Genomic DNA, 11,571 nt, shown 5'->3' with positions numbered 1-11,571 from the left:
GACGCGCGGCGAGATTAATCAAACAATATTCAGACGCTATATTACAGCTGATCGGAGCAAAGCGACTCTCCTGAAAGGAGTAGAAGTCGGGCGCTATAATCGACGAGAGAAGTTAAAGCAAGGTGAGCGCGAGTGGTTCGAAGAGGAGTTTTTTTTGGCAAATGAGAATCTAGTTGCGCTGGCACGACGTGCTCGCCTTGCCACTCAGCGAATAACTGGTGTGGACGAGCGACTTCGAGTAGTTGCAACTCTAGTCGCTCCGCCGACCTACTTCGCCGATTCCACGAATTCGATTGCGCTTCGTGACACCTCGCAATATGATCTTCGGTATCTCTTGGGAATTCTCAATTCCACCCTTATACAATGGCGTTTCAAGCTGACAAGTACGAATAACAACGTCGGTACTAATGAACTGCACTCCTTGCCGTTCAGGCAGATTCGCTTTGATTCAATCGCCGACCGTGAGTTACACGTCCAGATGGTCGAACTCGTCCAGCGCATGCTCGACCTTCAGAAGCGATTTACAGCGACGAGAACCCCGTCAGACAAGACGGCCATGCAGCGCCAAATTGACGCCACCGACCGCCAGATCGACCAGCTTGTCTACGAGTTGTACGGCCTGACCGACGAAGAGATCAAGATCGTGGAGCAGACCGCGTCATGAGAAAGAAGCCGTCCACCGATCTGGCCGTCGCGCCCGAGGAACTCCAGAGAATGGTCCACGTGGTGCGCGGGCAGCGCGTGATGCCCGATTTCGACCTGGCCGGGCTGTACGGAGTGCCCACTTCGGCGCTCAACCAAGCCGTCCAGCGAAATGCGGATCGCTTCCCCGACGACTTCGCTTATCAGCTTACGCAGCAAGAGTTTACGGGTTTGATATCACAGATTGTGACATCAAAGGGCGGCCGGGGCGGCCGCCGCAAGCTCCCTTGGGCGTTCACCGAACACGGGGTGGCCATGCTCTCCAGCGTCCTCCGCTCGCCCGCGGCCGTGCGCGTCAATATCGAGATCATGCGGACGTTCGTGCGGCTCCGCCGCACTGTGGGCACGGCCTGATGCCATCGGCGGTCTTCGCCCCGCGGCCCGCGCACTCGGAGCACTTCTCGGTTCGCGGCACCTTGATCCGGGTCTCGAGGCCCCGCACCGCCTCCTGGAATTCCAGCTCGAGGTCGTAACGGAGGTCGTCGCCGGGTCGCCGGACGGGCCGGCGGCGCCCTCCGCCGAAAAGGCTCCCGAACCCGAAGAAATCGCCGAGAATGTCCGCGAAGTCCGCGAAGATCTCCTGATCGAAGCCGTGGAATCCGTCTTGCGCCCCGAGGCCTGCGCGTCCGAAGCGGTCGTAGCGTTCCCGCTTCTGCGGATCCGAGAGCACCTCGTACGCCTCCGCGGCCTCCTTGAACCTCTCCTCGGCCCCCGTGTCCCCGGGGTTCTTGTCAGGATGGTGCTTGAGCGCCAATCGCCGGTAGGCCTTCTTGATCTCGGCCGGTTCGGCGCCCCGGGACACCCCGAGGATCTCGTAGTAGTCGCGGTCGGGCACCTGCTCCTCCCCGGGGGCGCGCCCCCGGCCGTTTCGTTAACACCGCCGTTGGGAATGCGTCAAGGGGGCGGCGCGGGAAAGTCGGTCAGGATCCGCGACGCCTCCCCGTCCGGTCCTACAGCTCCTCGACCGAGTCGACCCCCTCGGGCTCCTTCTTGGCCTCGAACGAGCCCGGGTCGTAGAGGATCACCTCGGAGAGGATCCGTCCTACCTCGGCGATCCGCTCGAGGGATTGGGTGCACTCCGCCGCGCTGCCGCTCTGGAGCGCCTTCCGCGCTCCCTCCAGGATCTTGCGAACGTTCCCCTGCTGGTCTTCGCTCAGCATCGAGCCGAACTCGGCGAAGGTCTTCTGATTGCTGTCGACGAGACCTTCGAGCCGGCTCTTGACGCGGATCAACTCGGCCCGGCGCCGGTCTTCCTCCGCGTGTCGCGCGGCGTCCTCGATGATCCCCTGGATCTCCTCCTCGGTCAGGCCGCCGGAGGGGGTCACGACGATCTTCTGCTCGCGATTCGTCGCCGTGTCCCGCGCCTCGACGTTGACGATGCCGTTGGAGTCGATGTCGAACGTCACCTCGATCTGCGGAACCCCCTTGGGCGCGGGGGGGATCCCCACCAGCTCGAAGCGTCCCAGCGACTTGTTGTGCGCGGCGATCTCGCGCTCTCCTTGCAGGACGTGGACCTCGACCTTCGACTGGTTGTCGGTCACCGTGGTGAAGATCCTCGACTTTCGGGTCGGAATCGTCGAGTTCCTCTCGATGATCTTCGTGAACATCCCGCCCCGCGTCTCGATGCCGAGGGACAGCGGCGTCACGTCCAGGAGCACCATGTCCTTGACGTCGCCTTTCAAGATGCCCGCCTGGATCGCCGCGCCGATGCCCACCACCTCGTCGGGGTTGATCCCCTGATTCGGCTCCCGGCCGAAGATCTCGCGGACGATCTTGACGACGTTCGGCGTCCGGGTCTGTCCTCCCACGAGGAGGACCTCGTCGACCTCCTCGGGCCTCAACCCGGCCATGCGCAGCGCCTCCTCGCAAGGCCGACGGGTCTTTTCGATCAGGTCTTCCACCAGCTCCTCGAACTTGGCCCGCGACAGGACGGCGTGCAGGTGGCGGGCGCCTCCCTCGTCGGCGCTGATGAAAGGCAGGTTGACCTCGGCGCTCTCCTCCCTCGACAGCTCGCACTTCGCCTTCTCCGCCGCCTCCTTGAGCCGCTGCAGCGCCAGGCGATCGGACCGCAGATCGACGCCGGTCTCGGCCCGCGCGACTTCGATGAGCCAGTCCACGATCCTCTGATCGAAGTCCTCGCCCCCGAGGAACGTGTCGCCGGACGTCGCCTTGACCTCGAAGACCCCTTCGCCCAGCTGCAGGATCGAGATGTCGAAGGTCCCGCCGCCGAGGTCGTAGACCGCGATCCGCCGAGGCGCCGTGCCCTCGTCCAGCCCGTACGCGAGCGACGCGGCGGTGGGCTCGTTGATGATCCGGAGGACGTTGAGCCCGGCGATGCGTCCAGCGTCCTTCGTCGCCTGCCGCTGCGAGTCGTCGAAATACGCGGGAACCGTGATGACCGCTTCGCTCACGTCGCCGCCCAAGTAGTCCTCGGCCATCTCCCGCAGCCTGGCGAGGAGGAACGCGGAAAGCTCCGGCGGAGAGTAATCGCGCTCCCTCACCTTGATCCACGCGTCGCCGTTCGCGGCGGGCACGATCTCGTAGGGAACCAGCTGCTTCGCCCTGGCCACTTCCGGCGACTCGTACTTCCGGCCGATGAGTCGTTTCACCGCATGGATCGTGTGGTGGGGGTTCGTCAGCGCCTGGCGCTTGGCGATCTGCCCCACCAGCCGCTCTCCTCGCGGGGTGAACGCGACCACCGACGGCGTGGTCCGGCCCCCCTCGCGGCTCGTGATGACCCGCGGCTTGCCGCCTTCCATCACGGCAACGCAGCAGTTGGTCGTTCCGAGATCGATCCCGATCACTTTGCCCATCTACCGTCCCTCCCGGGGACCGGAGTCGTCCGCGACCGGACCTTCGCGCACGCTCACGCGCACCAGGGCCGGGCGTAGCAGCCTTTCGTGCAGGAAGTAGCCGCGCTGGATCTCTTCCACGACGGTGTTCGGCGGAAGCCCCGGCGCCGGCTCGGTGGCCAGCGCCTCGTGGATCGCGGGATCGAACGGTTGGCCCAGCGCATCCACCGGCCTGAGCCCTTCCCTCCGGAGGACCTCGATCAACTGCCGGTGGATCAGCTGGACGCCGGTGCGGAGCGCCACGTCGTCCCCCTCGGGTCGCTCGGTGGCGATCGCCCGCTCGAGGTTGTCGAGCACCGGAAGGAGCGAGGTCACGAGGCGGCTCGTCGCCACCTTCCGGAACTCCGCCTCCTCCCTCTCGATCCGCTTCTTGAGGTTCTCGAAGTCCGCCTGGAGCCGGATCAGGCGCTCTTGGCTCGCCGGGTCCTCCCGCGGCTCCGTCGCGGGGGTCGCCGCCGGCCCCGACGCGGCCGAAGGGACGTCGAACTCGACCTCGACCTCCTCGTCGGCCGGCGGGGCGATGGGCCCGGTCATCCCCTCGATCTCGAGGATCTCGATGTCGTCGGAATCGCCGGGGATCTCAGTCGAGGGGCGCTCCTCGTCGTTCTTCGTCATGTCCAGGGCTCCTGGGCGTCGCTATTCTCCGGGACTCGACAGTAGCCGGGTCAGGACTCGCGCGAGGTGCTCCACGAGGGCGATGGCCCTCGCGTACTCCATCCGGGTGGGCCCCACGATGCCCACCGTCCCCATGACGCGGTCCCCGGCACCGTAGGTCGAAGCGACCACCGAGAGATCGCTGAGGTCCGACACCGGGTTCTCCCTCCCGATGACCACCTGGACCCCTTCTCCCTCGAGGATGCGGTTGAGCAGCTCGACGAGGCGGCTCTTCTCCTCGAGCGTCCGGAACAACGACCGCATCCGCTGCAGGTTCGCGAATTCGGGCGAGCCGAGCAGGTTCGACGCCCCTTCGACGAACAGGTCCGAGGCGGACTCGAGGTCCACCGCTCGCCGTCCCAGCTCGAGGCTCGCCGCGACGAGGTGGTCGCACTGAGCGGTCTCCTCGGACATCCTCCGAAGGACCGCCTCCCGCATCCTCGGGAGCGTGAAGCCCGAGTACTGTTCCGACAGGTGGCGCCCGATCCGGTCGAGCTCCTCCTGCTCCAGCGGCTCCTCCATGTCGAGGATCCGGTTGTGCACGACCCCCGCGCGATCCACGAGGATCGCCACCACCCGCTGCCTCTCGAGCCGGACGAACTCGAGGTGCTCCACGACGATCCGCCTCAGCTCCGGGGCAAGTACCACTCCTACGTGGTTCGAGAAGCGCGAGAGCTGCCGACTCGCCTCGCCGAGCAGCTCCGGGATCTCCCCGCGGCTCCGGACGAGCGCATCGTCGATGGCCTGGGCCTGAGCGGGCGCCATTCTCGCCGGGCCCATCAGACGGTCCACGTACAGCCGGTAGCCACGATCCGTCGGCACCCGTCCCGCCGAGGTGTGCGGCTGGGCCAGGAGCCCTTTCTCGGCGAGGTCGGACATGATATTGCGGATCGTCGCGGGGGACAGGTCGAGCCCACGCTCGCGGGACACGGTCCTCGACCCCACGGGCTCGCCCGTCAGGATGTGCGCCTGAATGACCGACCGGAGGATCTCCCGTTCCCTGGGGTCCAGGTCGATCCCGGCATGGATTCTTGGTTCTTTCGGCACCGTCCCTCGCCCCGGGCCGCCCGCGGCTCGACGCCGCGAGCGCTCAGGCCGGGCGCCCCGCGCGGGCCTCGCCCGGCTCCCGCGCGACGGCCAGCGCCGCGCGGATGAAGCCGTCCAGGTCCCCGCCGAGCACGCGGTCCGTGTCACCGACCTCCAAGCCGGTACGGTGGTCCTTCACGAGCCGGTACGGAGCGAGAACGTAGGAACGGATTTGGCTCCCCCATTCGATCTTCTTCTTCTCCCCGACCTCCTGGGCCATCCTCTCGTCCGCCTCCTTCCTCGCGCGATCGACGAGCTTGGCCCTCAGGATCTGCATGGCGACGTCGCGGTTTCGGTGTTGGGAACGCTCGTTCTGGCACGTCACGACGATCCCCGTCGGGAGGTGGGTGATCCTGACGGCGGAATCGGTGACGTTCACGTGCTGGCCGCCCGCCCCCGAGGACCGGTACGTGTCGATCCTCAGGTCCTTGTCGTCGATCACCACCCCCACGTCGCCCTCGACTTCCGGTATCACGTCGACCGACGCGAACGACGTGTGGCGGCGTGCCTGCGCGTCGAACGGCGAGATCCGGACGAGCCGGTGGACGCCCCTCTCCGTCCTCAGGTAGCCGTAGGCGTTCGGCCCATTGATCCCGAGCGTGACGCTCTTGATGCCGGCCTCGTCCCCCGCCTGGTAGTCGAGGGTCTGCACGCCGAAGCCTCGGCGCTCCGCCCAACGGGTGTACATGCGGAGCAGCATCTCGGCCCAGTCCTGGGATTCGGTCCCGCCCGCGCCCGGGTGCACCTCGAGGATCGCGTCCGCCGCATCGTGCTCCCCGGTCAGGAGCGTCCGCAGCTCGACCTCCTCCGTGCGCGTGCGCAGCGCCTCGACGGCCCCGGCGAGTTCGCCGCCGACGTCCTCTCCCTCGCGGGCGAGCTCGAGGAACGTCCTCGCGTCGTCCAGAAGGGTCTTGAGGCCTCGCGCCGTCTCGATGCTCTCGAGGAGCCTGGATCGTCGCTGCCGGAGCTGGCGGGCCAGCTCCGCGTCCCCCCAGACTTCCGGCAGCGTCAGGCGCTGCTCCAGGTCGGAGAGCTCGCCCTGTTTCCGTTCCACATCAAAGGAACCTCCGGAGCGCGTCCACCTTCTCGGCGAGCGCCTCGATCCGGTCGGCGAGATCCTGGAGATCCGGGCTCCTCACGATCCGTCCTCCGTCCATCAGGCAAATCTAGGTTGTCCGCGGGCCTGCGCAAGCCCCGCCCCCTCAACATAACACACCGTTCCCCGAGGGTGCGCCTCGGCGGGAGACGGAACCCCTGCTCAGTCCCGCCGGGTCACCCAAGCTCCGGCCTGACCCTCCCGCTTGAGACGGTCGGCGACGGTCTGGGCCTCGGCGCGGTCGGGATAGCCGCCCACGCGGACCTTGAAGAGCGTCCCCCGTCCTTCCTGCTCCCCTTCCACGGCCACCGGGTAGCCGCGGCCGCCGAGCGAGCGGACGATCTCCTCGGCGGCTTGCCGATCCCTCCCCGCGAACACCTGAACGAAGAACGGTCCGGAGCGCGCGGCGGCGAGAGGGGACGCGACCTGAGGCGGCTCGGCGGGAGCCGTCTTCGTATGCGCCTCGCGCTGGGGCTCCGCGGCCTTCCCGCTGCCGAGGGTGTCGAAGAACGTGACGTCGTCGGCCCTCGGCTCGTCCTTGGCGGTGCGCCCGGACGCGTCGCGAGAGGCGGCGGCAGGCGGCGAGACCTGTCGCTCGAACCACCGCCCGGCCCAAAACGCGAGGACGACGAGGGCGAGAATCGCCCCGCCGGTGACGAACAGGGCGAGCCCCTCGATGCGGACATCCCGGGCGGTCCCCCCCTCCTCGCGGACCTCAGGGTCCATGCCCTTCCTCGACGATCTCCGCGACAGCGATGGAGTTCTTCACGCCGTTCTTGATCCGCTGCATCGCCCAGTCCGCGCGCTCCAGGAGCTCCGCCTTGCTTCGGGCATGGAGAGGGAACGAGGCGATGCCGAACGACGCGGTCATCTTCACCCCCCCCTTCTCCCCGAGCTGATCCGCGAGGAATGCCTTGCCGGCGATGGCCACGCGCACGCGCTCGGCCACCTCGAGGGCCCCGTGCCACTCGGTCTCCGGAAGCACGATGCAGAACTCGTCCCCACCGAAGCGGAACAACTTGTCGAACTTCCGGACCTTCCCCCGCACGCGGACGGAGACCTCGAGGAGCGCGCGGCTCCCCATCGCGTGGCCGAGCAGGCTGTTGACCTGCTTGAGCCCGTCCATGTCGAAGAAGATCAGCGACAGCGGGGCGTGGAACCGGTTGGCGCGGGACAGCTCCTCGGCGAGGAACTCCTCGAAGTACCTCCGGTTGAAGCACTCCGTCGTGTCGTCCTTGATGACGAGGTCCCGTATCGCGCGGACCTGGATCGCGTTCTCGATCGCGCGGCGGGCGAGGGTCACGAGCGACCGAACCCGCTCCAGCTCCGGGCCGGTCCTCTTCGGGTTCACGACCACGAGGAGGCCGACGGCCTCGTCCGCCTCGGCGCGGAGCGGAAGCATCGCGCTCGACGCGGGAACGACGCCGCCCAAGAGGTCCGCGGCGGAGCCTTCGCTCTCCCCGGCCTCGACCCATTGGCGCACCTCGGTGGGCCGGATCCGCGTCCCGGTCAGGTCGAAGCTCCCCCGCGTCCGGACCGTGGCCACCGGCACCAGGGCCTGGCGCTCTTCGTCGGGGCCGAGGGCGAAGCAGGCGTCCGCGCCGGTCCAGGACGCGGCCCGCTCGACCAGGACTTGGAGCTGGTCGGGGAGGTCGAGGCGGCGATGCACCTCCAGCAAACCGGCCAGCACCTCCGGATCGGCGCCAGCCGGCGGGACGGGCGGCGCTTCCGGCTCTCGGCCGCTTCCCGCCGTGGGACTCACCGGACTCCTCCCCTCCCGGACCTCGGGGCGTCAAATCACGAGTTCAGGAACCCCTTGATCAGGTCGATGGGCAACGGGAACACGATGGTCGAGTTCTTCTCCGACGCGATCTCGGTGAGCGTCTGCAGGTAGCGCAGCTGCAAGGTGATCGGATGCTTGCCGACTTCCTCCGCGGCCTTCGCGAGGTTGGTGGCCGCGAGGAACTCCCCCTCCGCGTGGATGATCTTCGCGCGCTTCTCGCGCTCCGCCTCCGCCTGCTTGGCCATGGCCCGCTGCATCTCCACCGGGAGGTCCACGTGCTTGACCTCCACCGCCGAGACCTTGATCCCCCACGGGTCGGTGTGCTTGTCGAGGATCACCTGGAGCTGCTGGTTCAGCTTCTCGCGCCCGGACAGGAGCTCGTCCAGCTCCACCTGGCCCAGGACGGAACGGAGCGTGGTCTGCGACAGCTGGCTCGTGGCGTAATGGTAGTTCTCCACCTCCACCACGGCCTTGCGGGGGTTCATCACCCTGAAGTAGACCACCGCGTTGACCTTCACCGACACGTTGTCGCGGGTGATGATGTCCTGAGGGGGCACATCGTGCACCACCGTCCTGAGCGACACCCGGACCATCCGGTCCGCGACGGGGATCAGGAAGAAGAGCCCCGGCCCGTAGTCGACCGGGCGGAGCCTCCCGAGGCGGAACACGACCCCCCTCTCGTACTCCGGGAGGATCTTGATGGAGTTCACTAGGATCAACACCACCACGATCAAGGCCGCGAGGATCCCGACCGGCAGCTCCGCGCCGAGCATCTCAACCCCCTTCGGCCGGCGACCTATCCGCCGGCTCGACGGTCAGACGCATCGCCTCCACCCGCACCACCCGGATCCGCGAGTCCTTCGCTAGCGGGCCCGAGGCGGACACCGCGTCCCAGATCTCCCCGTGCACGAAGACCTTGCCCTCCGGTGCGACATCGCCGACGGCGGTCCCGACCTCGCCCACGAGCCCTTCGACCCCGGTCGCCACGGGCGCCTTCCGCGCGCGGATGGCGAGGCGGACCGCCATCGTGCAAGCCGCCCCGAGCGTCAGGCTCGCGGGGAGCACCACGACAAGAGGGAGCCGCAGCTCGGGAATCGGTCCCCGGAACAGCATGAGCGATCCCACGACGAGGCAGACGAGACCGCCCACCGCGAGCATCCCGTGCGACGCGATCTTGATCTCCAGCACGAACAGCACGATCGCGAGCAGGACGAGGAGGATGCCGATGGCCGAAACCGGCAGCACCTGCGCGGAGAACGCGAACAGGAGGAGACAGAGCACGCCCATCACCGCGGGAAACACCAGCCCCGGGTGGCTCAGCTCCACGTACAGCCCGCCGAGGCCCACGAGGAGCAGGAGGTAGGCCACCAGCGGGTTCGCGAGGATGCCGAGCACCTCCTCGCGGAGCGTCGCTTCCTCTTTGACGATGCGGGCCCCCGCGGTTCTGAGCTTCGTCATGCTCCCGTCGAATCGGCGGACTTCCCTTCCGTCGAGCTGGCGCAGGAGGTCGTCCATGTCGGCCGCGATCAGGTCGATCACCTTGTCCTTGAGCGCCTGACCGTCGGTGTAGGCCTCCGCGGAGAGCACCGCTTTCTCGCACGCGTCCACGTTCCGGCCCCGGTGCTCGGCCAGGGTCCGCGCCCGCGCGGCGACGTCGCTCGAGGCTTTCTTCAGGCCGACGTCGCTCTCGGGATTCGCCCCGAAGAGCGAGGAGATCACCGCGGCCGCGCCGGTGTGGGTGCCGGGCGCCATGGCCGCCACGTCGGCGGCGATCAACATGAGGAACCCCGCGGAGGCCGCCTTCGCTCCCGCGGGCCCCACCCAAGCGACCACCGGCGTCTTCGCCCGGAGCTCGCTCTGCACGATCCGCTCGAGGGAGGCCACGAGCCCGCCGGGCGTGTCCAGCCGGATCAGGACCAGGCTGTCGCCGTCCCGGTCGGCCCGGTCGATGGCGTCGACCACGCGCCCCGCGCTGACGGGCGTGACGACGTCGTCGAAGTCCACGAGGCGGACCCGCGGCTCCGCCGGAGCCGCGGCCGCGGCGACGCCGAGGATCACGAACGACGCGAGGAACACGGCTGGCTTCATTCCTTGCGAGTATAGGGGCCGCTCGCGAAGGGGGTCAAGCGCGCGCGTCCCCCTCGATGAGGAGCCGGCTGCCGTGCGCCAGGACCCAGCCGCGAGATCCGGCCCGCACGGTCCCGATCGCCAGGCGGAACGCCTCCTCGAGGTCCCGCGCCGGCTCGGCCCCGAGCAGCCGGACCGTATCCGCGGCGAGACCGGAGACGAGGATCAAGCGGCACCTTCTCGCCTTCAGGAACCAGGACAGCGCCGTCTGTCGATAGACGCGAAAATCGCTCTTGAGCGCCTTCACCATTGCCTCCTCGCACCCGTGCCGGAAGAACGGGAGGAAGTCGGAGTGCCCCGCCTTCTCCCGGCACCGCGCGACCAGCACGAACGTCCCGCCCGGCTTGACCGCCGCGACGCCCGCCTCGAAGGCCTTGTGCGCCTGGATCAGATTGATGTCGGTCGGCTCCCCGCCGGCGGAGGCCACCACGAGGTCGCGAGGGCGGACCTTCACGCTCCGCGCCGCGCGCACGTAGCGACATGCGGCCTCGTGAGCCCTCCGCCAATGGCCGACCCAGAGGCGCTCGATCCCCCCGTCCTCACCGAGCACGGAATTGATGAGGAGGTGAGGCCCCACGAGAGAAGCTCCATCGGTCATGTCCAGGTGCACGGGGTTGCCCCCGAGGCGACCCGCCCGCGCCAGCGGGTGGCGCGTCCCGTCGGTCCTCAGCGCGCGCAGGTGGTTCGCCGTGACCGTGGCTCTCGAAGCGAGCCCCGGCACCAGCGCCTTCCGTCCGCCGGAGAAGCCGGCGTAGTAGTGGAAGCCCACCGCTCCGGTCAGCACGATCCGATCCTGCTCCCGGACCGCCGCGTGGATCGCGACCGGCGTCCCCGCTCGCGTCCGCCCGAGTTCCTCGAGCGCGGACCGGTCGTCGGGGTCGTGGAGAATGATCTCGTGACCCGCCGCGAGGCGCGGCCCGAGGATCGAATCGACGTCCTGGGGCGTCGGCCGGCGGTGGATCCCGCTGGCCACCGCGAAGCGGATCTCGGCCCGGGAGGCGGCGCGGACGTGATCGATGAGCGGCGGCAGGTACCGGTCGCATCCGGTGGTGCGCGTCGCGTCGGAGACCACCACCAGCACCCGGCGCGCGCCGTGGAAGATCTCGGCCAGGCTGGGTGACGCCACGGGGCGCAGGAGGGCCTCGCGGATGCCGTCGTCGCCGATCGGTGGTGAGGGGGGGCGCGGCGGGGTCACGGCGTCCAGGCGGAACGGCGCCGCCGGGAGGTCCATCCCCTCCGTTCCGTACGGAAGGCGACGCGGCGGCGCGACG

General features: G+C 68.4%; 12 protein-coding genes. 2 read left to right on the top strand and 10 right to left on the bottom strand.

Features of this window, described 5'->3' with window-relative positions; genetic code table 11:
• Together LAO51_10480 and LAO51_10475 are read left to right on the top strand one after the other, a co-directional pair.
• Positions 1-664, top strand: a 664-nt coding sequence (locus tag LAO51_10480; GenBank protein MBZ5639163.1) for a hypothetical protein, incomplete at its 5' end; no start/stop codon positions are given.
• Entirely contained in the window at positions 661-1,056 is a 396-nt protein-coding gene (locus LAO51_10475) for an ORF6N domain-containing protein (protein ID MBZ5639162.1), read from the top strand. The genes LAO51_10480 and LAO51_10475, both read left to right, overlap by 4 nt.
• Here LAO51_10475 and LAO51_10470 read toward each other — a convergent pair.
• The 10 genes from LAO51_10470 to larA form a co-directional block, all read right to left on the bottom strand.
• The gene (locus LAO51_10470; protein ID MBZ5639161.1) at positions 1,010-1,537 is read right to left on the bottom strand and encodes a DnaJ domain-containing protein; all 528 of its coding nucleotides are present in this window, start codon (positions 1,535-1,537) and stop codon (positions 1,010-1,012) included. The two genes, LAO51_10475 and LAO51_10470, sit on opposite strands and share 47 nt — an antisense overlap.
• Before the next feature lie 115 nt (positions 1,538-1,652).
• Positions 1,653-3,515, bottom strand: a complete 1,863-nt coding sequence (gene dnaK / locus LAO51_10465; GenBank protein MBZ5639160.1) for a molecular chaperone DnaK — start codon at positions 3,513-3,515, stop codon at positions 1,653-1,655.
• Positions 3,516-4,169: a nucleotide exchange factor GrpE gene (gene grpE / locus LAO51_10460; protein MBZ5639159.1), complete on the bottom strand. Its 654-nt coding sequence runs from the start codon at positions 4,167-4,169 to the stop codon at positions 3,516-3,518.
• Between the two features lie 21 nt (positions 4,170-4,190).
• Entirely contained in the window at positions 4,191-5,255 is a 1,065-nt protein-coding gene (hrcA, locus tag LAO51_10455; protein MBZ5639158.1) for a heat-inducible transcriptional repressor HrcA, read from the bottom strand.
• A gap of 43 nt (positions 5,256-5,298) precedes the next feature.
• Positions 5,299-6,451, bottom strand: a protein-coding gene (gene prfB / locus LAO51_10450) for a peptide chain release factor 2 (protein MBZ5639157.1) whose coding sequence is annotated in 2 segments (ribosomal slippage) — positions 5,299-6,360 and positions 6,362-6,451 — 1,152 coding nt in all. Because the reading frame shifts where the segments join, the coding sequence is not laid out codon by codon here.
• Positions 6,452-6,552: 101 nt separating this feature from the next.
• Positions 6,553-7,116: an SPOR domain-containing protein gene (locus tag LAO51_10445; protein ID MBZ5639156.1), complete on the bottom strand. Its 564-nt coding sequence runs from the start codon at positions 7,114-7,116 to the stop codon at positions 6,553-6,555.
• The gene (locus LAO51_10440; GenBank protein ID MBZ5639155.1) at positions 7,106-8,152 is read right to left on the bottom strand and encodes a GGDEF domain-containing protein; all 1,047 of its coding nucleotides are present in this window, start codon (positions 8,150-8,152) and stop codon (positions 7,106-7,108) included. The genes LAO51_10445 and LAO51_10440 overlap by 11 nt, the downstream gene beginning before the upstream one ends.
• Before the next feature lie 35 nt (positions 8,153-8,187).
• Positions 8,188-8,946, bottom strand: coding sequence for a slipin family protein (locus LAO51_10435; GenBank protein MBZ5639154.1), 759 nt, complete (start codon positions 8,944-8,946; stop codon positions 8,188-8,190).
• Position 8,947: 1 nt separating this feature from the next.
• On the bottom strand, positions 8,948-10,261 hold the full coding sequence (locus LAO51_10430; protein MBZ5639153.1) for a nodulation protein NfeD: 1,314 nt from the start codon (positions 10,259-10,261) through the stop codon (positions 8,948-8,950).
• A 34-nt stretch (positions 10,262-10,295) separates the two neighbouring features.
• Entirely contained in the window at positions 10,296-11,531 is a 1,236-nt protein-coding gene (gene larA / locus LAO51_10425; protein ID MBZ5639152.1) for a nickel-dependent lactate racemase, read from the bottom strand.
• Positions 11,532-11,571: the final 40 nt, after the last annotated feature.

The sequence above is a fragment of the Terriglobia bacterium genome (genome assembly GCA_020073205.1).
Taxonomy (GTDB): Bacteria; Acidobacteriota; Polarisedimenticolia; order Polarisedimenticolales; family JAIQFR01; genus JAIQFR01.
The sequence above is the reverse complement of the archived record's forward strand: the minus strand, read 5'-3'. Positions and strand labels throughout refer to the sequence as shown.